Origin of the sequence: Fusobacterium ulcerans (genome assembly GCF_003019675.1) — a bacterium.
GTDB lineage: Bacteria > Fusobacteriota > Fusobacteriia > Fusobacteriales > Fusobacteriaceae > Fusobacterium_A > Fusobacterium_A ulcerans.
In genome coordinates this window covers 2,472,620-2,495,934 of record NZ_CP028105.1, presented here as the reverse complement: position 1 = coordinate 2,495,934, position 23,315 = coordinate 2,472,620, and the positions used below count along the sequence as shown (strand labels likewise).

General features: G+C 31.3%; 22 protein-coding genes and 3 tRNA genes. 16 read left to right on the top strand and 9 right to left on the bottom strand.

Features of this window, described 5'->3' with window-relative positions:
• Positions 1 to 256: 256 nt before the first annotated feature.
• The 12 genes from C4N20_RS11565 to C4N20_RS11515 all read left to right on the top strand — a co-directional run bounded on the left by C4N20_RS11565 (position 257) and on the right by C4N20_RS11515 (position 9,579).
• Positions 257 to 1,087 carry a hypothetical protein gene (locus C4N20_RS11565; RefSeq protein ID WP_005976500.1) on the top strand — a complete coding sequence of 277 codons (831 nt, stop codon included), beginning with the start codon at positions 257 to 259 and terminating at the stop codon, positions 1,085 to 1,087.
• The gene (locus C4N20_RS11560) at positions 1,074 to 1,880 is read left to right on the top strand and encodes an ATP-binding protein (RefSeq protein ID WP_106878538.1); all 807 of its coding nucleotides are present in this window, start codon (positions 1,074 to 1,076) and stop codon (positions 1,878 to 1,880) included. The genes C4N20_RS11565 and C4N20_RS11560 overlap by 14 nt, the downstream gene beginning before the upstream one ends.
• Positions 1,881 to 1,902: 22 nt before the next feature.
• Positions 1,903 to 2,142 carry a helix-turn-helix domain-containing protein gene (locus C4N20_RS11555; RefSeq protein WP_106878542.1) on the top strand — a complete coding sequence of 80 codons (240 nt, stop codon included), beginning with the start codon at positions 1,903 to 1,905 and terminating at the stop codon, positions 2,140 to 2,142.
• A 394-nt stretch (positions 2,143 to 2,536) separates the two neighbouring features.
• Positions 2,537 to 6,304, top strand: a complete 3,768-nt coding sequence (locus C4N20_RS11550) for an autotransporter outer membrane beta-barrel domain-containing protein (protein ID WP_005976497.1) — start codon at positions 2,537 to 2,539, stop codon at positions 6,302 to 6,304.
• Positions 6,305 to 6,379: 75 nt separating this feature from the next.
• Positions 6,380 to 6,670: an HU family DNA-binding protein gene (locus C4N20_RS11545; RefSeq protein WP_005976496.1), complete on the top strand. Its 291-nt coding sequence runs from the start codon at positions 6,380 to 6,382 to the stop codon at positions 6,668 to 6,670.
• Positions 6,663 to 6,932 carry an HU family DNA-binding protein gene (locus C4N20_RS11540; protein ID WP_005976495.1) on the top strand — a complete coding sequence of 90 codons (270 nt, stop codon included), beginning with the start codon at positions 6,663 to 6,665 and terminating at the stop codon, positions 6,930 to 6,932. The genes C4N20_RS11545 and C4N20_RS11540 overlap by 8 nt, the downstream gene beginning before the upstream one ends.
• 124 nt (positions 6,933 to 7,056) lie before the next feature.
• Positions 7,057 to 7,132 (top strand) — tRNA-Gly (locus C4N20_RS11535).
• Between the two features lie 7 nt (positions 7,133 to 7,139).
• A tRNA-Ala gene (locus C4N20_RS11530) sits at positions 7,140 to 7,215 on the top strand.
• Position 7,216: 1 nt separating this feature from the next.
• Positions 7,217 to 7,293: transfer RNA gene (locus C4N20_RS11525), tRNA-Met, on the top strand.
• Between the two features lie 253 nt (positions 7,294 to 7,546).
• Complete coding sequence (locus C4N20_RS16800) at positions 7,547 to 7,678, top strand: hypothetical protein (RefSeq protein ID WP_005976494.1); 132 nt, start codon at positions 7,547 to 7,549, stop codon at positions 7,676 to 7,678.
• The gene (locus tag C4N20_RS11520) at positions 7,675 to 8,976 is read left to right on the top strand and encodes a hypothetical protein (RefSeq protein WP_005976492.1); all 1,302 of its coding nucleotides are present in this window, start codon (positions 7,675 to 7,677) and stop codon (positions 8,974 to 8,976) included. Before C4N20_RS16800 ends, C4N20_RS11520 begins: the two co-directional genes overlap by 4 nt.
• A gap of 54 nt (positions 8,977 to 9,030) precedes the next feature.
• Complete coding sequence (locus tag C4N20_RS11515; RefSeq protein WP_005976489.1) at positions 9,031 to 9,579, top strand: hypothetical protein; 549 nt, start codon at positions 9,031 to 9,033, stop codon at positions 9,577 to 9,579.
• Between the two features lie 238 nt (positions 9,580 to 9,817).
• Here C4N20_RS11515 and ptsP read toward each other — a convergent pair whose 3' ends face one another.
• Positions 9,818 to 11,545: a phosphoenolpyruvate--protein phosphotransferase gene (ptsP, locus tag C4N20_RS11510; protein ID WP_005976487.1), complete on the bottom strand. Its 1,728-nt coding sequence runs from the start codon at positions 11,543 to 11,545 to the stop codon at positions 9,818 to 9,820.
• A gap of 87 nt (positions 11,546 to 11,632) precedes the next feature.
• Positions 11,633 to 11,896: an HPr family phosphocarrier protein gene (locus C4N20_RS11505; protein ID WP_005947934.1), complete on the bottom strand. Its 264-nt coding sequence runs from the start codon at positions 11,894 to 11,896 to the stop codon at positions 11,633 to 11,635.
• A 209-nt stretch (positions 11,897 to 12,105) separates the two neighbouring features.
• Here C4N20_RS11505 and C4N20_RS11500 point away from each other — a divergent pair, with 209 nt between their 5' ends.
• Both C4N20_RS11500 and C4N20_RS11495 read left to right on the top strand, forming a co-directional pair.
• Positions 12,106 to 13,122, top strand: coding sequence for an alpha-hydroxy-acid oxidizing protein (locus C4N20_RS11500; protein WP_005976485.1), 1,017 nt, complete (start codon positions 12,106 to 12,108; stop codon positions 13,120 to 13,122).
• A 23-nt stretch (positions 13,123 to 13,145) separates the two neighbouring features.
• On the top strand, positions 13,146 to 13,601 hold the full coding sequence (locus C4N20_RS11495; protein ID WP_005976483.1) for a GNAT family N-acetyltransferase: 456 nt from the start codon (positions 13,146 to 13,148) through the stop codon (positions 13,599 to 13,601).
• A gap of 56 nt (positions 13,602 to 13,657) precedes the next feature.
• Here the strand turns inward: C4N20_RS11495 and C4N20_RS11490 are convergent, their stop codons facing one another.
• Genes C4N20_RS11490 through C4N20_RS11470 form a run of 5 tightly spaced genes read right to left on the bottom strand, consistent with a single transcriptional unit; the run spans position 13,658 to position 18,610 of the window.
• Positions 13,658 to 14,980: a UDP-glucose dehydrogenase family protein gene (locus tag C4N20_RS11490; RefSeq protein WP_005976482.1), complete on the bottom strand. Its 1,323-nt coding sequence runs from the start codon at positions 14,978 to 14,980 to the stop codon at positions 13,658 to 13,660.
• A gap of 18 nt (positions 14,981 to 14,998) precedes the next feature.
• Positions 14,999 to 16,036: a GDP-mannose 4,6-dehydratase gene (locus tag C4N20_RS11485; RefSeq protein WP_040490615.1), complete on the bottom strand. Its 1,038-nt coding sequence runs from the start codon at positions 16,034 to 16,036 to the stop codon at positions 14,999 to 15,001.
• The gene (locus tag C4N20_RS11480; RefSeq protein WP_005976478.1) at positions 15,942 to 17,624 is read right to left on the bottom strand and encodes an ArnT family glycosyltransferase; all 1,683 of its coding nucleotides are present in this window, start codon (positions 17,622 to 17,624) and stop codon (positions 15,942 to 15,944) included. Before C4N20_RS11480 ends, C4N20_RS11485 begins: the two co-directional genes overlap by 95 nt.
• 1 nt (position 17,625) lies before the next feature.
• Positions 17,626 to 17,898 (bottom strand): lipid-A-disaccharide synthase N-terminal domain-containing protein, encoded by a 273-nt coding sequence (locus C4N20_RS11475; protein WP_005976476.1) that lies wholly within the window; start codon positions 17,896 to 17,898, stop codon positions 17,626 to 17,628.
• Between the two features lies 1 nt (position 17,899).
• Positions 17,900 to 18,610 (bottom strand): glycosyltransferase family 2 protein, encoded by a 711-nt coding sequence (locus tag C4N20_RS11470; protein WP_005976474.1) that lies wholly within the window; start codon positions 18,608 to 18,610, stop codon positions 17,900 to 17,902.
• A gap of 156 nt (positions 18,611 to 18,766) precedes the next feature.
• On the opposite strand from C4N20_RS11470, the gene C4N20_RS11465 reads away from it, so the two are divergent.
• Together C4N20_RS11465 and C4N20_RS11460 are read left to right on the top strand one after the other, a co-directional pair.
• Positions 18,767 to 19,453 carry a response regulator transcription factor gene (locus tag C4N20_RS11465; protein ID WP_005976472.1) on the top strand — a complete coding sequence of 229 codons (687 nt, stop codon included), beginning with the start codon at positions 18,767 to 18,769 and terminating at the stop codon, positions 19,451 to 19,453.
• A 2-nt stretch (positions 19,454 to 19,455) separates the two neighbouring features.
• Complete coding sequence (locus C4N20_RS11460) at positions 19,456 to 20,805, top strand: sensor histidine kinase (protein ID WP_005976470.1); 1,350 nt, start codon at positions 19,456 to 19,458, stop codon at positions 20,803 to 20,805.
• 381 nt (positions 20,806 to 21,186) lie between these two features.
• Here C4N20_RS11460 and C4N20_RS11455 read toward each other — a convergent pair whose 3' ends face one another.
• Positions 21,187 to 22,509 carry a lipopolysaccharide biosynthesis protein gene (locus C4N20_RS11455; protein ID WP_005976468.1) on the bottom strand — a complete coding sequence of 441 codons (1,323 nt, stop codon included), beginning with the start codon at positions 22,507 to 22,509 and terminating at the stop codon, positions 21,187 to 21,189.
• 11 nt (positions 22,510 to 22,520) lie between these two features.
• Positions 22,521 to 23,309 carry a glycosyltransferase gene (locus tag C4N20_RS11450; protein ID WP_005976466.1) on the bottom strand — a complete coding sequence of 263 codons (789 nt, stop codon included), beginning with the start codon at positions 23,307 to 23,309 and terminating at the stop codon, positions 22,521 to 22,523.
• Between the last annotated feature and the right edge of the window lie 6 nt (positions 23,310 to 23,315).

Below are 23,315 nucleotides of genomic sequence, written 5' to 3'. Positions count from 1 at the left end.
AAAATTAAAATTTTTTTCAAAAAAATCCCCTTAAAAAAACAAATGATTGAGAGAGACATCTGAAAATTTTCAGATGTTTTTTCTTTTCTTTGTCAGTGTTTTTTTCAAAATATATTATATACAAGGATAGTTTATTGTGTTAATATGTGAATCGTAACATTCGTAAAAATAGTTTAAGTGTTTTAAATAGGTTATAAAAAAAGTATTATGTAGAAAAAAGTTAGTATATATTATTATGAATTTAAAGGAGTGAACAATGAACACCAAAAGAAGTACAAAGAATCAACCATTTTGCTGGCAGGAAAAAAAGATACTGCGATTATTGAGATGTCTGTATGAAGGGAACGAACATGACAAGCTTAGAAACTTGTATTTAACTCTTACTGAAATCTACAGTGATTTTAATGGGAGAGATATCAAATACTACACTCAGACAATAGCCAAATACAGTAGTTTAAGCAAGGATTGGATTCCTAAAGGATTAAAAATATTTGAAAAGTTAAAAGTGATACAGCTGGTGGAGGAAAGAAGCAAGGGAAAGTTTAAAGGGAAAAGATTAATATTCACTCCTGAAAATATCATTCCTGATAAAACCATTACTGAATTTTTAGAGCCATCAGAAGATAGTTCTTATTTAGAAGATATTAAAAGAGTAAAAGATATAAATAATACACACACAGGAGAAGAGGAAAAAGAAAAACTCAGCGATGCACCTATGGAGATACAGGATATATTAAAAAAATATAAGGAGCTAGGGCTACCAGAATATAACTATCGCCCAGACAACTATGTACTCTTGGGAGTGTGGAGAGAACTTGGCGCTGTAAAACTTTTTGAAGCACTGACACTAATGTCAAAGTCAGAGTTTGTTAAAAACAATATGAGCATCAACAGCATATTCAAGATAGAGAACCTAAAGAAAGCCTTGAATGGAAACTTTAAGGACAAAGAACAAAAGAGCAAAGAGAAAAAGGAATCTAAGAAAAAATTCGTGAGACCGGTATATGAGGATTCTACAGGGAACTTTATCAAGGAGCTTTTAAATAAAATAGCAAAAGAGGATGGAATTGAAGATGAAGAAGTGTGAATACTGCGGAAAAGAATATGTGAAGAATGAGAGTGATTATCTTAAAAACCTTTCTGAAACTTTTAGAAAAAATTTAGAGTATCTTCCAACATGCGACTGTCTGGAAAAGAAAAAAGAAAGAGAACTGGAAGAGTTGGAAAGAAAAAGAACCAGAGAAAATATAGAGAAAAAAATGCAGAAATGCAAGGATATCTCTGTAATAGACAAGAAATTTCAAAACAGCAGATTTGAAAATGCTGATATAAAGTGCGAACAAATGCAGCTGGCACAGCAGTATGTAAAAAGCTTTATGAAAAAAGAGAAGCAGGAAGGACTGCTGTTCTATGGAGGGGTGGGAACAGGAAAGACTTTCACCACTGCCTGTATAGCAAATTACCTCATGGAGAGAGGAAAGACAGTACTGGTAATGAATCTGGGGCTATATCTCAATAAGCTCACAATAGAGTGGGGAGCAGCTGAAAGAGACATTCTGGAACAGGTGGAAAAATGCGATCTTCTGGTGATAGATGATTTTGGTGGAGAAAAGGGACTGGACAAGAATCAAACTGGATGGAGAGGAGAGAAGATATATAATCTCATAGACGCAAGATACAGAAGTGAAAAACCTTTGATAATATCTACAAATTTGAATTTCAGCAAAGATGAGGAAAAGTGCGAGATAAGCGAGAAGTTTTCAAGTCATGGACAGAACAGAATAAGAGACAGGATAATTGACATGTGCTTTCCTGTACAGGTAACAGGGAAGAGCAAAAGAGGGATGACAAAGCAGAAGTTTTTTGAATTTATGTATTAAAACTAAAAAGGGAGACTGATGTATGGAGAGAGAAGAATATATTTTTAAAAAACTTGGAAATCTATCCCCAATGAATAAAACTTTAGCAGATGAAATAGTAAAAGAGCTGGGAGAATGGGCAACAATAAACGAAGTGGCAAAGTATTTTAAAAAGCATAAAAATACTATTTACAACAAAGTAGAAGAGGGAGACATTCTCCACAGAAAAATGGGAACAAGTATTTTAATCTACACAAGGAGCTTGATTTTTTTACTGGAATAAATTTAAATCTACAAAAAAAAGAATAAAATAAAAAAAATCCTCAGTATAGATTTACTGGAGACTTTCAAATTTAAAGACAGTTTAAAAGAGTTCTCTTTTATATACAAATGCGAACACTTTTATTTTTGTTGTACCAAAATTTTCTTTAACTCATAATTTGTTGCCATATACTTACATTGTAGATGATACATTATTTCGATAAAAAAGTCAATATCTTAATTTAAATAATATTCTCTAAAATTAATAAACAGACTACTGTTCGCAAAAGTATATAAATGCGAACAGTAGAAAAGTGCTCTAAAGTTTATAAAGTTAAAACATATGAATCAAGGATATTTCTACACTGAGAGCTATATTTAGTAAAATTATGAATGAATATTTTGGGGAGGGAAAGATGATAGAAAAGATTATGAAGGCTGTAAAAAGCGGCAACAAAAAAAGGGGAAGAAATATTACCATAGGAGCAGTAGTGGGAATGCTTCTATCTTGTACTGTTGCAATGGGGGAAGACCCACCAGACACAGAGGAAGTAGGTTTGAATATAACAAATAATGGCAGTGGAATAAAAATTGACAAAGTATTCCCTGACAATACCTTGAAAGGAAATACTTATACAAACAACACTGAAATATCAGCAGATAAAACTACAGGGACAGAAAGAGTAAGTGGAATAAAAATAGATGGGGAAAATAAGAAAACCAATTTAACTCTTAAAAATAATGGTCTGATATCAGGTAAAAGCTCCGTTGAACGCGCATATGGAATAATAGTAGAGAATTTAGGAGCGAATAGTAAATTTAATTTTATAAATAATGGTGCACTTTTAGGAGAAACTACTTCTAGTAAGCAAGGTGGATATGGAATTTATATAGGCTCAAATTTAGGAAGCTCCACTCTTGTAAATAATGGCTTAATATCAGCAAAAGGTTATCATACTACTGGAATATATGTACTTGAAACTAGGATAGAAACTTTAAATAATAATGGTTTGATTTTAGCTTTGGGAGATGATTCAGGTTATGGCATCTATATACATCAAAGAGGTTTTGTAAAAGCTATAGAAAATAAAGGGTTGATTTTAGCAAAGAATACTGGAATATTTCTTATGACTTTGAAGGATTATGGAGATACAGACACTTTAATAAATGAGGGGGCTATTTTAGGAGCTTGGGAAGGAATTCGTATATCTTCAGGTATTAATGGTGATGCATCAGTTATGACAAATAGAGGAATAATTTCAGAAGAGAACTCAGCAAAAGAGTGTATAGGAATAAATATATCTGTTGGCAATGGAACTAATGACAGAGTAGGAACTTTAACAAATGATGGGTTGATTTCAGCAAAAGGGACTGATGCCAGTTCAGGAATAAAAACACAGTATTCAGGAAGAGTAGGAAATTTAATAAGCAATGGGTTGATTATATCAAACAAAATAGGAATAAGATCAACTAGTGGAGCTGCTGCTACTAATAGAGGGAAGATAGGAAATATAGTAAATAATGGGGCAATTTCAGCAGAAACTTATGGAATTGCAGCTGGTCCAACTGATGACAAAGGTGGTTTCATTGATAAAATAGTAAATACAGGAGTTATTTATGGGAAAACTAATGCTATAAAAAAAGAGGCTGGAACAGATGTTGAGGGAGAAATTGAAAGTACTATCAACTATGGAATACTTGTAAATGGAGCAAATAATGATGTATTTGATGTATCAGGAAAGACATTAAAGAATTATGGACTTACAATAAAAAATGATGGAGCGGAAGTAACAGTAGGAACTGATACACCTCCAGATGAAATAATAGTAGGATATAAAAGAACAGTTGAGAATGGAATAGCTAAAGATACTGAAATAAAAAGAAAATTAACTATAAAAAATGCTGAAATAATTGATGATTCAGCATCAGGAGGAACACCACTAAAAGAAATAACAACAGGAACTGGAACAAAAAGTTTTGAATTTTTATCAGAAAATGAAACAGAATATGATAATTCTATACTGAATGGAATGGATAATACATTAGAAATTTCAGGAGCAGAAGTGAACAGAGAAGTAAAAGGCTCTATAATCAATGCTTATGGAAATGCGGTTATATTTAAAGATGCAAACCAAAAGAATCTTACTCTATCTGGAACAATAGTAAATGGTGGAATAGAAAGTGGAACAGTTGCTATACAAGGAAGCGAGGGAGCAGATACTCTTATACTTCAATCTGGAAAGGTAGAATATTCAGATAAAACAACAGGCTCTCAAAATACTATAGTCAATGGCGATATAGATATGGGGGATGGAAAAAACAGTATAACTCTAAAAACTGATACAATAGTAAATGGAAGTATAACTACAGGAAAAGACAATGATACGCTGATTATAGAAAGTGGTGCAATAAGCAACGGAAATATAGTTATGGGAGAAGGAAATGATACGCTGACAATAGGTAGTGGAGCTATAATCAATGGAACTCTTAATGGAGGAAAAGTCACTACTTCTGCTCCCTCTGTTCCTATAACTACTTTTGCTACTGAAAATAATACTCTTAACTTTGGTACAGCAGATTCTCCAAGCAAAGAAGAAACAAGAGTTTTCTATGATATATCTGGTTTTGAAAGTATAAATATAAACTCAAAGGTTACATTCTATGAAAAAACTGTTAAGGCTGATGATGGAACAGCAAAAGGTTTAGAAGTAACAGGAGTAAATGATTTAACAATAGGTAAAAATGGAGTACTTACTTTAAGAATAGATGGAGCAAATAGTAATTCCCATGCACTATCATCAAATACTGATACTGGAACAATAAAGTCAGAAGATGGAGGAAAGCTTCTTTTGGCACTGAATGGTGTTGGAAATACTGCTACAGTATCTTTTGGAGGTCTTGAGTTAGATGACAGTTTAAAGACAGGACATGAAGCTGACTATCAAAGAGACGTAACTTTAGAAACAACATCAGTACTTCATTCTGTAAAAAGAGGAACAGGAACTAATGATCTAGAAATTACAGCCAGAGTCAATCTTCCATATTCACCTAATTTAAGATATGAAAAATTGAATAAAATATATCATAGTATTATATCTGTTGAGGATTTACTAGGAAACTTTAATGTAGATGATGAGGGATTAGTCTTATTCTTAGATTATTTAAATAATATCTATACAGGAAGTCCTTACTCATATTCAAGTGAGCTTTCAAGAAAATCAGCAGGAATGTTTAGAGACATAGTTGTTGATAATATTTTCAGACCAGAAAAAGATAAATGGATGATATATGGTGGACTTACTCACATAGATGGTGGAACTAAAGATACATACTATGGAAAAGGATATTACACAACTGATATAGGAAGCTCTGACATGGATGCAGATACTAAGATAACTGGAGCATATATGTTAGGTGAGTATGGAGTATCTGACACACTTACTTCTGGTGTAGTAATTGGAGGAAATAAATTAAAATCTGATTTATCTAATGGTTCAAAAGTAGATGGAAGTGCATTGTATCTTGGAGCTTATGCAAAAAAATATATTGGAAATCTAAAAGTAACAGTAGGAGCAGGATTCCAGTATGGAGACTATGATGCTGATAGACTGGCAGTAAACAAAGTAACTTCTGATTCAGCAGAATCAGTGATGAAATATTCTGACAATTACAATGATATAACATACGATATTTACTTAAATGGAAGATATTCTCACAATATTGGAAACAACTTATTCTTAGAGCCTTACACAACTCTATCATATACATACATAGACCAAGATGGAGCTAATGAAGGAAATAAAACTCTAGCTATAGAAACTGATTCAAAATCATTTGACTATACAGTTGGAAAAGTGGGAGTAGACTTGAAGAAAGTAATTCCTCATGAAAAAGGTAAAAGCACACTTTCAGCAGGAGTTAGCTATACTAAGATACTTGATGGAGCTGATGAGGAACATATCACAGGAAGATTTAAAGGTGGATCAGATTTTGATATCTTAGTAGCTCATAAAAATGAACATAGTATTGGATTGAATGCTAAATATGCACTTGAACTGGAAAATGGAGTAATCTTTGATGTAAAGGGAACTTATTCAGTAGAGAGAGACTCGCACAATGGTTCTGGTAAAAACAGAACTAAAGGTGAATGGATAGTAGGAGCAGGTTTAGGTTACAAATTTTAATTAAATAGATTAATTAATAGTGAAAGGCTGGCTGATGTAGCCAGTCTTTTGCTTAAATATAATAAAGGGGAAGATATGACAGAAGGGGAATTTATAAGATTTTATAAGAAGAGAAATAATTCTAAAAGCCATAAAGAAGTAAGAGAAAAGATAGACTTATTCTGGGATGTACTGTTTGAAGCTTTAAATGAAGATGGAAAAGTAGTATTTCAAGATTGGGGAGTATTTGAAAAAAGAAAAATGAAATCTAGAAAAATAATGGTGCCCATGTGGAAAGAATCAGCTTATACAGAGCCTAAAGAAGTAATAAAATTCAGGGCAGGTAAAGGCCTTATAAAAATAGCTGAGGGTGATGTCAATGAATAAAAGAGAACTGGCAAAGGTATATAAAAAAAGGCATTCATCAAATAATCTCACAGTAAAGAAAGCAGTGGAGGAAATAAATGAGTTTCTTGAAACAGTGAAAGAAGCAATAGCTATAGACAGCGAAGTGAGGTTTCCAAAAAGAGGAGCATTTGAAATACTCATAAGACAGCCAAGAGTAGTATCTAATCCAGTAACAAGAGAACAAATGGAAATATATCCAAAGAAAACAGTGAGATTCAGAGCATCTAAGAAAATGAAATAATCAGTCAAATTATTTGTTCAAACCCAGAAGGGCTGAAGCTTAATTTAATAATTATAAAACTAAAAAATATCAAAAAAATTATTGACATAAAATATCTTTTATGATATTATAATTCTTGTGTCAAGCGGGAATAGCTCAGTTGGTAGAGCGTCAGCCTTCCAAGCTGAATGTCGCGAGTTCGACCCTCGTTTCCCGCTCCAGAACACTGGGGATATAGCTCAGTTGGGAGAGCGACGCACTTGCACTGCGTAGGTCAGCGGTTCGATCCCGCTTATCTCCACCATGCCTAGATAGCTCAGTTGGCTAGAGCATACGGTTCATACCCGTACGGTCGATGGTTCGAATCCATTTCTAGGCACCATTTGTATTTAACGCTTCTTGTTTTAAGAAGCGTTTTTTTTATTTTCCTTGCCTGACTTATAATTTTAAAATATAATAGAAACAGGAATAACCATTAATAATAAGGGGTGGTGAAAATAATGAAAACAGAAAGAAGAAATATTGTTTTACTCTATGCAGAGTCAGTGCTTCCAGTGGTATTTGCATAGAGAAAAACTTTACTGGATAAACTGGTTCTGCAACTTAGAAATAAAAAACTAAGGAGTGAAACCAGAATGAAATATATAAATGCAGATATAATATTACCAGATCATTTAATAGAAGAGCTTCAAAAATATGCTCAAGGAAAATACATATACATCCCTGTGAAAAAAGAAAAACATAAAAAATGGGGTGATTTCAAATGAAAACAGGATATGGAGAAAGGGATATTACTCCTGATTATCCCATAACAATGGTAGGTTTTTACAGAGCAGATAATTTGTCTAAAGGAATTTTAGACAGACTTTATACTCAATGTGCACTGTTTAGTTTTGATAATGAATATTCATGTATCATCACTATAGACAGTATCGGATTTACTATAGAAGATTCTAACTATCTCAGAGATACTATTGGAAAAGTTCTAAAAATTACAAGAGATAAAATAATGATATGCTTTTCACACACACATTCAGCTCCAAACAATGGGATAGAACGCTCTTATTTTGATTTTATCTGTTGTAAAACTCTTGAAGCTGTAAATGAAGCAGCTGCTAATATGAATGGTGTAAAAGCAGCCTGGGGAAGTTTTGAAACAAATATAGGAGAGAATAGAAGATCTGAAAATAAATCTTTAGATAAAAGAGCTGGAATATTAAAAATAAGCGATTCTAAAAGTGGAGATATAAAACTTATCCTTTTAAGAGTTACAGCTCATGCAAATATTTTAAGCAGTGATAATTATTTTATTTCTGCTGACTATTTTGGAGCCATAAGAAAATTTTTAAAAGAAAAATATAATTGTAATATTATGATAACTCAAGGAGCTTCTGGAAATGTTCGACCTCTATATAGACAGAAAAATAGTGATTTTCTTGAAATTCATTCATATGAGGCATCTTTAATACAAACAGATAAAAATACTCCTCCTGCTGAAGCAATAGAAATGATAAATAAAACTGCCTATGAATTATATGATGGTATTGATAAAATTATCCACTCTATTGTTCCAGAAGAAGTATATAGAATGAAGATGTTTTCTGAAATAAAGAGATTTTATTCTGATGTTCCTTCTCTTGAAAAAGCTAATGAAATACTCATAGAAGCAAAAGAAAAAGCTGGAATAGATGGAAGCAGCTGGTTAGAAGAAGTAAAAAAACTAAATAACAGCAAAATTACTGAACAGCATACAGACATTGAAATACAGTACTTTATTTTAAATAATGGCTGTCTTTGTGGTATTTCAGAGGAAATAATGTGTGAACTAGCTTTAGATGTTGCAGAAAAAACTAAAAACAACCAAATATATCTTGGTGGATATACCAATGGATGCAGTGGTTATTTTCCCACTTATGAAGAATTTCTCAAAGGGGGATATGAAGTAGTCTGGTCATACCTTATTTACTATATCTATCATGGAAGGGTTTCTTCACTTAGAAAGGAAAGCGGAGGAATTTTAGTTGATACAATTGTTTCTCAATTTAAAAATTTACATAAAATATAAAATCAGATATTTTACTTGGAATTTGATATTTTTATTAAATGGAGGTAATTTTAAATGGAAATTCGTTATGCTCTACCTAATGATTTAGATGGTTTGTTAGATTTACTGAAAGCTAATCACGTGAATACAATTCCAGAAGAAGAAAAGAAAAATGGATTTGTAACCACTAACATTACTAAAGAACAATTATACAACTTGATGGAAACTGAAAAAGGAATTACAGTGGCAGCTGATGGTGATAAGATTGTAGGATTTGCTCTTGCAGGAAGTTGGAAATTCTGGCAGCCTTGGCCGTTATTTACACATATGATTGAACATCTTGAAGAATTTAAGCTGGATGGAGAGATATTGACAGTTGAAAATTCTTATCAATATGGTCCTGTGTGTATCGATAAGGAATATCGTGGTACAGGTATATTTGAAAAACTTTTTGCCCTTTCTCTTGAAAGTATGGCTGACCATTTTCCTTATATGGTTACATTTATCAATCAAATTAATCCACGTTCTTATGCTGCTCATACAAAAAAAGTTGGAATGACTGAGTCTGGTACTTTTGATTGGAATAATAATCATTATTGGCTTATGGCTATTAAAACAAAATAATTCTACTTCTAAATAACAAATGTGGATGACTAAAAGCTAAGTTAAATTTTAGAACTTTGGAAATTAGAGATATTTGTGTAATTAATGAAGTAAGTAAAACGTAAAAAATAGTATGTTTGAACGAAGTGAGTTTACTATTTTTAGTTTTATGAGCAAAATTAATAACAAATATTTCTACTGGAAAAGTTTTAAAATTATATTCCTGCTTATGGGTCACCCACATTTTATTTTATATAAATTATTTTAAGTTTTCTTTATTAAACTTTTTAATAACTTCTAAAATCTCTTCAGATGTATTTAATGCCATTACCTCTTCTACAAGAGCCTCACATTTTTTCTTATCTAAAGACATTATATTTTTCTTAATTCTTGGTACAGATATAGCTGACATTGAGAATGAATCAAGTCCCATTCCAAATAGAAGGGCAGTTGCTTTTTCATCTCCAGCAAATTCTCCACACATAGAAATAGATATTCCAGCTTCATGAGCACCTTTTATTGAAAGTCTTATAGCTTCTAATACAGTTGGATTGTATGTATCGTACAAGTGAGAAATATTTTCATTTCCTCTATCTACTGCCAGTGTATATTGTGTCAAGTCGTTAGTTCCTATTGAGAAGAAGTCTACCTCTTCAGCAAAGTTTCTAGCTCTGAAAGCAACAGCAGGAGTTTCTACCATTATTCCTAAAGCTATATTTTCATCAAACTTAGCACCTTCAGCTATTAATTCAGCTTTACATTCTTCAAGGATAACTTTTGATCTTCTGATTTCTGTTATGTCCATTATCATAGGAAGCATGATTTTGATATGTCCAAAAGCTGACGCTCTTAATAATGCTCTGAATTGAGTTTTAAGAATTTCAGGTCTGTCCAGACATACTCTTATAGCTCTCCATCCTAAGAATGGGTTTTCTTCTTTTGGAAGCTGCATATATGGAAGAGATTTATCTCCACCTATATCCATAGTTCTAATTGTAACTGGTTTCCCTTCCATTTTTTCAGCAACAGCTTTGTATGCTTCAAACTGCTCCTCTTCTGTTGGGAATCTGTCATTATTCATGAATAAGAACTCAGTTCTGTACAGTCCAATTCCTGTTCCACCGTTTCTAAGTACTCCATCTACATCTTTAGGAGAACCTATATTAGCCCAAGCTCCTACTTTTATACCATCTTTCGATATAGCTTCTTTATCTTTTAATTGTTTTAAAAGTTCTTTTTCCTCAAAATATTCTACTTTTTTAGCTTCATATTTTGCTATTTCTTCTGCTGAAGGATCAAGTATTATATCTCCTTTTAATGCATCAACTATTACAGTTTCTCCATTTTTTACAACAGAACATATATTTCCTGTCCCTACAACTGCTGGCAGTTCTAATGATCTAGCCATGATAGACGAGTGTGCAGTTTTACCTCCAATTTCAGTGATAAATGCCACTACATTATTCAAATCTATCTGAGCTGTATCAGATGGAGTAAGGTCTTTTGCTGCTACAACTGTATTAGGAGGAAGTGAACTCAAATCTAAGATTTCCATTCCTGCTGTGTTGTAAAGCCATCTTTTTCCAATATCTCTAAGGTCTGCTGCTCTCTCTCTTAAATATTCATCTTCTAAGTTAGACAGCATTTCACAATAATCATCTATTCCTCTTTGAAGTGCTGCTTCAGCATTTATTCCTTCATCTTCTATGATTTCAGTTACTTCATCAAAAAGATCTTCATCCTCTAGAAGCGTAATGTGTCCATCAAATATTGCAGCTTTGTCTTCTCCAAGTTTCTTTGCAGTTTTATCTCTTATTACTAATAGTTGCTCTTTTGACTTTTCTCTTCCAGCTAACAGTTTTTCTTTTTCTTTCTCTGGATTAGAATTTTTTCCTTCTTCAATAACAAGTTCTTTTTCCTGATATAAAAATATTTTTCCTATTGCAATACCAGGTGATGCATCAATACCCTTTATTTGTCTACTCATACTTTTTTCCCTTTCTTCATTCATTTTATCAATAATTACAATTAGTCAAAAAAATAGAAGGCACTTATACAGTACCTTCCATTAAACCTAGTCTTTTAAATTTTCAAGAAGGTGAGCTAATTGTTCTACAGCTGTATCAGCGTCATCTCCTTCAGCATGTACAGTTATTTTAGTACCTTTTTTAACTCCTAATGAAAGTAATTTTAATAATGAAGTTCCCTTAACTCTTTTTCCTGCTTCATTTTCTACTTCAATTTGAGAAGAAAATGTTTTAGCTAAACTTACAAATTCATTTCCTGGTCTAGTGTGTAGTCCAGTTTCATTTTTGATTTCAACAGTTTTACTTGCCATGTTTCTTTCCACCCTCTTATCTAAAAATTAATTGTATAAAAAATTTATTCTTATTATCAATAGACTACTTTATTTTACACTTTTTGTCAATATCTTTTATTTGTGTGGATTTCAAAAAAATGAAAATTTGCATATCTAATTGACAATAAAGCCAGGATGGTATAAGATAGGATTGTAGTGGAAATTTAGAATTATAAGGGGGTTTTAGTATGGATATTAAAACTATTAAGGAAAATGCAAGAGAAAAAATGAAAGGTTTTTGTAATTTATGCAAAATTTGTGATGGTGTTTGGTGTTCCGGGAAAGTACCAGGAATGGGTGGAACTGGAACAGGAGAATCTTTCAAAACTTCATATTTAAAATTGAAAAATATAAAAGTCGTAATGAGAACAATTCATGACGCAACTGATCCGATTTTAACTACTAATCTTTGGGGAAAAGAACTTTCATTTCCATGTCTTGGAGCTCCTATAACTGGAACTAAATTTAACATGGGAGGAGGAGTTACAGAAGAAGAATACTGCCTTGATGTAATAGGAGGAGCTATTGACGCTGGTACTATTGGAATGATTGGAGATACAGGAGATGCCAGCTGTTATCTTGCTGGATTAGAAGCAATAAAAGCTAATGGCGGTATGGGTGTAGCTGTTATCAAACCTAGAAGCAATGAAGAAATAATCAAAAGAATAAGATTAGCTGAAGAAGCTGGAGCTGTTGCTGTAGGTGTAGACGTTGATGGAGCTGGACTTATAACTATGAAGCTTTTTGGACAGCCTGTAGGACCAAAATCTTTCGAAGAAATAAAAGAACTTGCTGCTTCAACTAAACTTCCATTTATGATAAAAGGTATTCTTAGTGTAGATGAAGCTGAACTTTGTGTGAAAGCTGGAGTAGATACTATTGTTGTTTCTAACCATGGAGGAAGAGTGCTTAATGAAACACTTGCTCCTTGTGATGTAGTGGAAGATATAGTAAAAGCTGTTGGAGATAAAATCAATGTACTTGTTGATGGTTCTGTAAGAGAAGGTGTAGATATCCTTAAATACATAGCTCTTGGTGCTAAAGGTGTTCTTGTTGGAAGACCTCTTACTTGGGGATCTATTGGCGGAAGACAAGAAGGAGTTAAAACTATATTTGATACACTAAAAGGACAGCTTACACAAGCTATGATTTTAACAGGTGTTAAAGATATAAACAAGGTAGATAAAAAAATTATCACTAAATAATTTTTACCTCATAAGGAGAGCTTATGGAAATATATAAAAGCAGCATAAATGATAAGGAAAACTTCATTAAGATGAGAGTTTCCTTATTTAAAGAGCTTGGAGAGATAGATGAAAATAGTGAAATTGAAGAGTTGATCAAAGAAACTGGAAACTATTATACAAACCATATAGATAAAGATTTGTTCTGCTGGTTTGCTGAAATAGATGGCAGTATAGCTGCTGTAGCTTCTATGTGCATCTTTTGCAGAATACCATATTTTCAAAATCCTGTCGGGCTTGAAGGTTATATATTAAATGTGTACACTCTTCCTGAATTTAGAAATAAAGGAGCTGCTTCAAAACTCATAACTGAGATAATAGCCTTTTCAAAAAACTCAGCTATAAAAAAGCTGTGGCTAAATTCCAGTGAAGCTGGAAAAGAGATATACAAATCTTTAGGCTTCAAAGAAAATGATAATGAAATGGAACTATTTCTTTAAATTTAATTAATAAAAAATAACGAAGCTTTCCTTTTGGGTTTGCTTCGCTTTTTTTATTAATTCTGCCCTATCGGATAGTATTTAAAAATTTCCCTTACTTTTTTATCTTTAGTATAAACATTCCTCATATCAAAATAGAAGTTATCCTTCATTCTGTTTCTTATATTATCCAGATTCATTCCTCTAAACTGATTCCATTCTGTGAGCAGTACAATTCCATCTACATCATTAGCTACTGAATATTCATCAGCACAATAAATTATATTTTTTTCTATATCAGCCAGTCTCCATCTTGCTTCCTTTGTTCCTTCTGGACAGTAAGCATGAATCTTTGCTCCATTATTTACAAGCCCTCTTATTATATCTATACTTGGAGCATCTCTCATATCATCTGTATCTGGTTTAAAAGAAAGTCCCAGTATTCCTACTACCTTTCCATTTACTCCATCCATTTTACTGATTATTTTTTCTACCATCTTTTTCTTCTGTTTTTCATTTGCTTCAATGGCTGCTTTTATTATAAACATATCCTCTCCATATTTTTGAGCTATATCCACTATAGCCTTTGTATCTTTGGGAAAACAAGAACCTCCATACCCAGGACCGCAATGCAAAAATTTTGGTGATATCCTTCCATCCATTCCCATTGCCCTTGCTATCTCCTGTGAATTAGAACCTACTTTTTCAGATAAGAGAGCTATCTCATTAATAAATGAAATTTTCACTGCAAGAAAAGCATTTGATGCATACTTTATCATCTCTGCTGTCTCTATATTAGTAAACATAAAGGGAGTTTCATTTATAAAGAGTACATCATATACTTTTTTCATTATCTCTTTTGCTTTTTCAGTTTCATATCCTATCACTATTCTGTCTGGTCTCAAACAATCTCCAACAGCCTTTCCTTCTCTCAAAAATTCAGGATTGGAAACAATATCAAATTCTATATTCTCTCTTCTCTCATCAAGTTCTTTCTGAATAGCTTCCCTCACTTTTTTTCCTGTTCCTACTGGTACTGTAGATTTATCCACTATGACTTTATAATCATTTATATATTTTCCAATGGATGATGCCACATCTAATACATAATGAAGATCTGCTGAACCGTCCAATGCTGGAGGTGTTCCCACTGCTATAAATATAACTTCAGATTTTTCTACTGCATATTCAATGTCTGTTGTAAATTCAATTCTTTTTCCTTTTATATTTTTTACTAAAAGTTCTTGAAGCCCCGGCTCATAAATAGGTACTTTTCCTTCTTTCAAAGATTCTATCTTTTTTTCATCTATATCCATACATACAACCTTAGCTCCAAATTCTGCCATTATTACCCCTTGAACAAGCCCAACATATCCTGTCCCTATAACTGCAATATTCATAGTTCTCTCCTTTGCTCTCTAATTATTCTCTTTAAACCATTTTACAAATTTTCTTATTCCATCTTCAAACTCTGTTGTTGGATTATATCCTATCAATTCCCTTGCTTTTCTTATATCAGCATAAGTCTTATCCACATCCCCCATCTGTATAGGAAGTTTATTTATCTTTGCTTTTATTTCAAGTACATTCTCTATAGTTGTCACCATCTCTTTCAAAGATACTGTATTAGATTCTCCAAGGTTTAATATTTCATATATATTAGAATTGTTTTCCAAATAATCAATAGATTTTTTTATCCCTTGAACAATGTCTTTTATGTATGTGTAATCTCTGAATGTATTCCCTTCTCCATAAAAAGGAATCTCTCTACCTTCCATTATCATTTTAGTAAACTTGTATATGGCAAGATCTGGTCTTTGCCTCTCTCCATATACTGTAAAAAATCTTAATTGAAACATATCTATTCCATAAAGTTTATGATATACATGCCCCATTACTTCACAGCTTTTTTTAGTAGCTGCATAGGGAGATATTGCAAAATCTACAATGTCAGTTTCTTTAAAAGGTGCTTTTTTATTATTTCCATATACTGATGATGATGAAGCTTGTATGAATTTTTTTATTCCCAGATTTTTACAGCTTTCTAAAAGATTCATTGTTCCTCTTACATTAACTGCTTCATATTCCAGAGGTTTTTCCAGAGATGGTCTTACTCCTCCCAGCCCTGCCAGATTAATTACAAAATCAGGTTTTTCTTTTTCAAATATCTCTTCTATCTTTTCATTATCTCTTATATCTGAATAATAAAGTTTGTACTCTTCACTTGCAGTCTCTTTTACAAGCTGGGCAATTTTCTCCTCTCTGTCTTTTAATTTTAATATAGAGGGTAACTTTTCTCTCTTATTGACAGACTCTAATACATTTCTGCATTTTATATCCAAAGAATAATATTCGTTGAAATTATCTATAACTCTCACTTTGTGTTTCTCTTTCAACAGCTCCTCTATTAAATGCGACCCTATGAATCCTGCTGCTCCTGTTACTAATATTTTCATCTTCATCCTCCAATTTTTCCAAATAGAATAATTTTGCATTATCATCTTTCCCTCTGGTGAATGTTTTCTCATCTACTACAAAATAATCCTTAAATCTTTCTCTATCTAATTCATGATTTTCTAAAAGAACAAACTCATCTTTCAGTATTGTTTTATCATCAAGTCTCTTTATACTTTTTCCTATATTCCATACATCTTCTATTTCAAAATCTTCTGAATAAACATCCCATTTAATAGGCATCTTCTTTGCCATTCTTATTTTTGGAATGCTCTTATCGTTTTTTTCTCTCAAGTCTCTTTCAATAAACCAGTTAGTACTATTATTTGCTATGAGCATGAGTATTCCGCTTCCCAGTATAATGCTCTTTATTCTAGTGTGCCTTTCCTTTCCAAGATACATCCAGCAATAAAACGGTATCAAAACTGTCAATACAAGAAGTATATATCCAAGAGAAATATTCTTTCTTAAATAACCCCCTACAAAGAGAAGCACTGGAATCCCTAAAGATACTATCCATAGAAAAGCACTTTGAATATTAAAAAGTATTTTGTCAGATTTTTTTAGTTCATTCCATCCTTTGTGATAATAGTAGCTGCATATAGATCCCACCATTAAACTTGAAGTCATATAGAGCGGGATTCCATATCTCTTCTTTTTCATTTTTATCAATGACAAAAGTATCAATACCAATAAATTCCACACAAATGCAAATTCAAAAAACTTTTTATCTTCAGTTCTCTCTCTGCTCCATTTTTTTATTATTCCAAATACTGAAAAAAACATCCATATTCCCATATATACAAAGTAATCTAAATAGAATAATATTCCCTGAGTATGTTTTGAAGTCCATGTATCTTTTTCTTTTTCCATTATCCCTAAAAATATATCTCTATAATTCAGCAGCATCAAAACTGGCCATATCCCAGAAAGAACAAGCCCAGTTCCAAATGTAATGAGGATTCCTTTCCAGTTTCTTCTATACTTTTCTATTCCATAAACATATCCATAAGCAATAAAGAATGAAAGAATCATTCCATACAGTGCCACTGGTCCTTTGCTCAATACCGAAGCAGCTAAGAATATCCCGCTTATAATAAAATCTCGCATCCTTTCTTTTTTCATTCCTGATACCAGAAAAACTACCGCTCCAAAAGCAAAGACATAACAGTACATATCCCAACTGTTTTCATTTCCTGCTTTGATTATCATAAAAGTAGAAAGAGCAACAAAAGACGTTATAAAACTGTAAAAACTTTTTTCTGTAAGCAGCTTTACAAGATAATAAATAAGGAAAATCAGCATTACAGAAATCACTGCTACTGGTATTCTAAGTAAATATTCATCTGTTGTATTGTGAAATATTTTCATCATTCCAGCTGTTATCCATGTTGGAAATGGAGGTTTTTCAAATCTTAAATTTCCATTCAGTGTAGGTATCAGCCAGTTTCCGCTTTGTACCATTTCTCTGGCTGTTATGAAATTTCTTGCTTCCATCAAATCTGCACTTTTTACCCATAAATTTGAAAAAAAAGACACGATTGACAGGAAAAAAATAATCAATATATACTTTCTGTCTTCTTTTGACATTTTAACTCCTTTTTTTCTTTATTAAATATATGTTCCTTGAATAAATAAGCAGATTTGGTGCCTGACCAAGAATAAATACAGGGTCTTTTCTATATATTGCATAGACCAGCAAAAGTGAACTTCCTCCCAGACTGAATATCCAGAAAGAAAATGGAATCACACTTTTTCCTGCTTTCTCACTGGCTATCCATTGCACAATGAACCTCATTGAAAAGAATACCTGTCCTATCATTCCTACAATTACAAAGAAATCCCAATTTAAAAATCTATTCATTTTATTCTCCTTTTTCAATTACATATGAAAGTTTTCTTTTTTTCATCCATCTGACTGCAAAGGCGTCTTTCAATCCTTTAAACAATCTGTTGAAAACTCCATATTTTGATTGGCCATATTCTCTGTCGTAGTGTCTCACTGGTACTTCTATTACTTTAAATCCATTTATTTTAGAGAGCGTAGGAAGAAATCTGTGCATTCCCTCATAAAGATAAAAACTATCTACAACCTCTTTTTTAAATAATTTAAGAGGACAGCCAGTATCTCTTATATCATCTCCTGTTATTAAATTTCTTACTCCATTTCCAATAAGTGATGATATTTTTTTCTTTATTCCATCCTCTCTTGTAGTTCTTCTTCCATTTACCATGTCATACTCATTAATATATGCAAATAGCACATATATGTCCTCAGGGTCAGTCTGAAGATCTGAATCCATAGTTACTACAAATTCTCCAGTGCACACTTTAAATCCTGCTGCCAGTGCCGCAGTCTGTCCATTATTTTTTGTAAAATGGTATACTTTTACATGCCCGTTTCTTTCTGCTTCTTTGTCTAATATCTCTTTGCTCCCATCTGTACTTCCATCATCAATTAAAATAATTTCATAAGAATCGAATCTTTTTTTCAAGGCTCTCTCTACCTTTTCTATAAATCTTTTTATATTTTCTTTTTCGTTATATACAGGGGCAATAACTGAAACTCTTTCCACTTTTAATTCCTCCTTGCTTCTTTGCTCAACTCAATAATAAAATCAAAAGGTAAAAATCTGGTTAAAATAAATAATTATTTTTTTAATACTTTTTTACTTAATATTAACTTTTTAGTGATAAAATGTATCTAAGAGTTATAAGTGAGGTGCATAACATTGAAAAATATTTTAATAATAGAAGATGAAAAAAAAATAAGAAGATACTTGCAGTTAGAATTAGAACATGAAAAGTATTCTGTTGATACTGCTCAGGATGGAGAAGAGGGAGTAGAAAAATTTAAAAGTAATTTTTATGATCTTATTCTGCTTGATCTTATGATGCCGAAGCTTTCTGGAGAGGAAGTGTGCAAAATAATAAGAAAAACCTCCAATATTCCAATTATAGTTCTCACTGCAAAGGATCAGATTCTTAACAAAGTAGAACTTTTAGATATGGGAGCTGATGATTATCTTACTAAACCTTTTGAAATAGAAGAGCTTTTTGCCAGAATAAGAGTAGCATTGAGAAATAAGAGCAATTTCAGCAATACAGACTTTTTATATTATGATATTTTAAAATTAAATCTTAAAACAAATATTTTATACAAAGATGAAAAAGAAATTTCTCTTACAAAAACAGAGTACAATCTTTTTTATTATCTTCTGTTAAACAAAGAACTGGTTGTATCAAGAGAAAAAATACTCAATGAAGTGTGGGGATATGACTATATGGGAGAAGAGAAAATAGTGGATGTCTATATCAATGCACTAAGAAAAAAAATTGATTATGATGAAAATAAATTTATTCATACAGTAAGAGGTTTTGGGTATGTATTAAAAAAAGAAAGTGACAAGAGAGGTTAAGAATGAAAAAATTATCAGATGAACTTCAGAAAAGCTACTATATTCTTATTTTTATATTCTCTTTTTCATGTCTTGGACTTTTATATATCTTTGCTTCATATATGATAAAAGTTTCCAGTGCTGATATAACAACAACAAATATATTTATTGATTATGAATTAAATGAATTTAGTGAAAAATTAGAAAAAAATATATCTATTGATTCTTTATTTAAAGGTGCATTAGAAGAATGTCCTAAAATAGATAATGTTTTTGTTATTTTTAATTATCATGGAAAAATATATTCTAATAGCGATACTTATCCTAAAGAGCTTCAATTAGAAAATAATGATGAGATACAAAATATAGGTTTTTATGATTACCAAGTACTTCACAGAACTATTTATATTGATGGTATTGATCCTATTGAACTTAGAATAATAAAAGATCTCAAAGGAGATAAACTCATATTTTTCAGATCTATTGGTATAGCTGGTTTGTGGGTAATTTTGACTTTAATTATAGGAGTATACATATCAAAAAAATTCTATAATAAATTTATTCCACCTTTAAGAAATATTCAGGAAATAACAAATAAAATAAATCTGGACTCCCTTGATACTGATGTGAAAACAGAGAATAATTTTATTGAATTTATCTCTATTATTCAGTCATACAAAAATATGCTTGGAAGATTAAAGAAACAGACTGATGCTCAGATAGATTTTGTCAACAGTGCTTCTCACGAATTAAAAACTCCTATATTTATAATTGGGGGATATGTAGATTTAATTAAAAGATGGGGTGCTTCTGATAAAAATATACTAATGGAATCGTTGGATTCTATTGAAGATGAGACAAAAAATATGAGTGCATTAGTTACAAAACTTTTATTTCTGGCTAAAGATAATAAAGATAGCCTTGATTGCAGAAAAATATATGTATCAAGTGTTTTAGAAGAAATAATCGGACATCTTAAAGTAGCTTATCCAAAACAGAAAATAAATTTTACTCCTCAAGATGCAGTTATATATTCTGATTCTGATCTTGTAAAACAGCTTTTCCTTAACCTTATAGAAAATGCTGTTAAATATGGACTGGATAATCCTATTGACATTTCTATTGTACATAGTAAAAATATTACAGTTATTATTGAAGATCATGGAATGGGAATAAGTAAAGAAAATCTTGAACATATTTTTGATAGATTTTTTAGAGTGGATAAAGCTAGAAGCAGAAATATGGGAAGTCATGGATTGGGAATGCCTATAGTTAAAAATATAATAGAGGTATTGAATGGAGATTTGGAAATAAAAAGCGAGCTTGGGAAAGGAACTATTGTGCATGTTACTCTTCCTTTTTCACTAAAATAATTTTCTGATTTTTCAAATCTTGTAGATTATAGCTTAGCCAATAAAACTTAGTGGAGATATAATTTTAAGATTTTTTCTGATTTTTTAACTTTTTTTAAGTTATACCTTAGCTACAGTAGATATATAGTCTATTAATTTTGTTCGTAAAACATAAAAAAATAGTTGAAGGATTACAACAGTTCAACTGTTGCATCTCAGTAATTATAGCAGTTAAAATTCTAATTGCTTAATTACTGGAAACTCGTTTTACTCAAACAGTACCGATTTTGACGAGGCGCTTCACTTCATTAATAACGACATTATCTCTAATTTTCGCTAAGGTATAACTAAAAAAATCATTTTTATCCTTAAATTTTATTTGAACTAATCCTTTTTTCACTCTTAATAATCATTATTAATATCTTGATTCTGATTTTCAAAAGACATTTTTTCTCTCTTAGTAAGAATGTACCACATTTTCATTCCTACAATAAGCACTACCTGTACTCCATAGGCTGCTATTACCCCGCTTAACCCATAATTCTTTATCATAGGGAACAGAACTACCATATATATCAGATTAGCTGCAAAAATTATTCTTGTCTCTACTTTTATATATCCTAATGAAAGGAAAAGAGGATGCACAGCTATAAATACTGTTCCCAAAGATTTCATTATAATATATAAATTTATTTCAAACTTGTATTTCAATACCAGCTCACTAAAGAACTGAGCAAAAAGATAGAATCCCACTACATTCAGTCCTACAACCATTACAGTACAGACTCCTAAAAGAAGAACCGACACCTTCAAAAATTTTCTAAATACTTCCTTAACATCTTTTCTTGCAATTGTTTCACAGAAATATGGATACAATGTCTGATAGATAGGTGTTCCTATTTTATCAAGGACAATAGCTACAGTTTTGCATATCTTGTATATTCCCAACTGCTCTAATGACAGCATCTTCCCTATTAAAAGATTATCAAAATACTGCACTGGTATATCCAAGCTTGAATTTATATTAGTAAGACATGTAAATTTAAAAAATTCTTTATTAAAAGCAGATTTTTCAAAAATAAATCCAAGAAGCCCTCTTTTTTTCAATATCACCATTGCAAAAATATTTATCAGTATTCCATTTAAAACATTTGACGAAAGATATACAAAGACAAAATAAAAAAGATCCAGCTTAAAATAAAAACCTACTCCCAGCATAATAAAATTATATACAGAAGTCACTACCCTTTGATTTCTCAGCATATCAAATCTGTCAAAGCTTCTCAATATTCCAATAGGAGTTCCTTGAATATTAAAAATTATATACAGAGAAAACATTGTCAGCAGAAACATTTCCTGAGGAGTAAAATTATATATTTTCTTTATCAGCATACCTGCTGAATTTAGTATAATAAAAGCAATTACAGCAGTGACTATATCTAAAATATAACTGAATTTTATAAGCTTTTTTACCTGATCATCTTTTCCCTTCGTTTCTGGAAAAAATTTAATAAATCCCTGCCATGACTGGAAATTAAATATTCCATCTACCAGTGAAGCTATCCCTTGTATCAGAACTATAAATCCATATTTTTCCATTCCTATACCCTTTGTTACAAAAGATATAGATATGATAGAAAGTACTGATCCAATAGCATCTCCACTGAATATATTTAGAAAATTTCTTACCAGTTTATCTTCTAGTAAATTTTTTAATCTATTCATTTTTCATTCCTCTAAAAATTGATTTTTTTATTAGCTATCTTCAATATTTTCCATTCTTTGATAAATTTCAATACTCCTGTATAAATAAGAATGTTCACCAATATTTTTTTCATTCCTTTAAAATGCTTGAATTCAAGAAAATACAGCTTCTTCAAATCTTTCTTTTTCCCCCAGCTCTTACCCCACCAGTGGATTCCATGAGTTTTTTCAGTTATTTTAGAATATTGGAACTCCTCTGTAAAATGGTAAGGATAAAAATAATTAGAGGGATACATTTTTATGCTTCCATCTTTAATTTTTATTATCTCATCTTTTAATTCAAAAGAATATTTTTTCTTCAGCACTCTTGTGATTATAGCTGGAATTGTGTAGATAGGCTCATTCCATATATCTTCCTTATAGAAATCAAGTATATCTTTTACCACTTCATGATGAGGTACTGCTCCTATTATTCCTGCACTTATCACATCTTCACTTTCTAATCCGATAAAAAAATCATCTTCCAGAAATTCATCTAAGCTTTTTATAATCTGCATATCAGTATCTAAATAGATACCTCCATTTTCATAAAGAACTTTCATTCTAAAATAATCAGATAAAAAAGCCCATAACTTTCTATCTAAGCACTCTTTTAGAAAAGCATTATTGTTTATCTCATTTTCAAAATCTAAATTACTTTCATTCCATTCTATAATTTCATAATCTGGAAGTTTTTCCCTCCAAGAGTTGATACATATATCCATCAAATTTGGCTTTGAATTATTTCCCAGCCATATATAATGTAATTTTTTAGGTATCATACATTC

What these genes read in the sequence shown, in the direction of transcription:
- C4N20_RS11560 (WP_106878538.1), top strand. Translation starts at nt 1,074, where the DNA reads ATGAAGAAGTGTGAATACTGCGGAAAAGAATATGTGAAGAATGAGAGT.
- C4N20_RS11565 (WP_005976500.1), top strand. Translation starts at nt 257, where the DNA reads ATGAACACCAAAAGAAGTACAAAGAATCAACCATTTTGCTGGCAGGAA.
- C4N20_RS11495 (WP_005976483.1), top strand. Translation starts at nt 13,146, where the DNA reads ATGGAAATATATAAAAGCAGCATAAATGATAAGGAAAACTTCATTAAG.
- C4N20_RS11545 (WP_005976496.1), top strand. Translation starts at nt 6,380, where the DNA reads ATGACAGAAGGGGAATTTATAAGATTTTATAAGAAGAGAAATAATTCT.
- ptsP (WP_005976487.1), bottom strand. Translation starts at nt 11,545, where the DNA reads ATGAGTAGACAAATAAAGGGTATTGATGCATCACCTGGTATTGCAATA.
- C4N20_RS11540 (WP_005976495.1), top strand. Translation starts at nt 6,663, where the DNA reads ATGAATAAAAGAGAACTGGCAAAGGTATATAAAAAAAGGCATTCATCA.
- C4N20_RS11490 (WP_005976482.1), bottom strand. Translation starts at nt 14,980, where the DNA reads ATGAATATTGCAGTTATAGGGACAGGATATGTTGGGCTTGTTCAAGGG.
- C4N20_RS11550 (WP_005976497.1), top strand. Translation starts at nt 2,537, where the DNA reads ATGATAGAAAAGATTATGAAGGCTGTAAAAAGCGGCAACAAAAAAAGG.
- C4N20_RS11515 (WP_005976489.1), top strand. Translation starts at nt 9,031, where the DNA reads ATGGAAATTCGTTATGCTCTACCTAATGATTTAGATGGTTTGTTAGAT.
- C4N20_RS11520 (WP_005976492.1), top strand. Translation starts at nt 7,675, where the DNA reads ATGAAAACAGGATATGGAGAAAGGGATATTACTCCTGATTATCCCATA.
- C4N20_RS11475 (WP_005976476.1), bottom strand. Translation starts at nt 17,898, where the DNA reads ATGAATAGATTTTTAAATTGGGATTTCTTTGTAATTGTAGGAATGATA.
- C4N20_RS11555 (WP_106878542.1), top strand. Translation starts at nt 1,903, where the DNA reads ATGGAGAGAGAAGAATATATTTTTAAAAAACTTGGAAATCTATCCCCA.
- C4N20_RS11450 (WP_005976466.1), bottom strand. Translation starts at nt 23,309, where the DNA reads ATGATACCTAAAAAATTACATTATATATGGCTGGGAAATAATTCAAAG.
- C4N20_RS11455 (WP_005976468.1), bottom strand. Translation starts at nt 22,509, where the DNA reads ATGAATAGATTAAAAAATTTACTAGAAGATAAACTGGTAAGAAATTTT.
- C4N20_RS11480 (WP_005976478.1), bottom strand. Translation starts at nt 17,624, where the DNA reads ATGTCAAAAGAAGACAGAAAGTATATATTGATTATTTTTTTCCTGTCA.
- C4N20_RS11500 (WP_005976485.1), top strand. Translation starts at nt 12,106, where the DNA reads ATGGATATTAAAACTATTAAGGAAAATGCAAGAGAAAAAATGAAAGGT.
- C4N20_RS11485 (WP_040490615.1), bottom strand. Translation starts at nt 16,036, where the DNA reads ATGAAAATATTAGTAACAGGAGCAGCAGGATTCATAGGGTCGCATTTA.
- C4N20_RS11505 (WP_005947934.1), bottom strand. Translation starts at nt 11,896, where the DNA reads ATGGCAAGTAAAACTGTTGAAATCAAAAATGAAACTGGACTACACACT.
- C4N20_RS11460 (WP_005976470.1), top strand. Translation starts at nt 19,456, where the DNA reads ATGAAAAAATTATCAGATGAACTTCAGAAAAGCTACTATATTCTTATT.
- C4N20_RS16800 (WP_005976494.1), top strand. Translation starts at nt 7,547, where the DNA reads ATGAAATATATAAATGCAGATATAATATTACCAGATCATTTAATAGAA.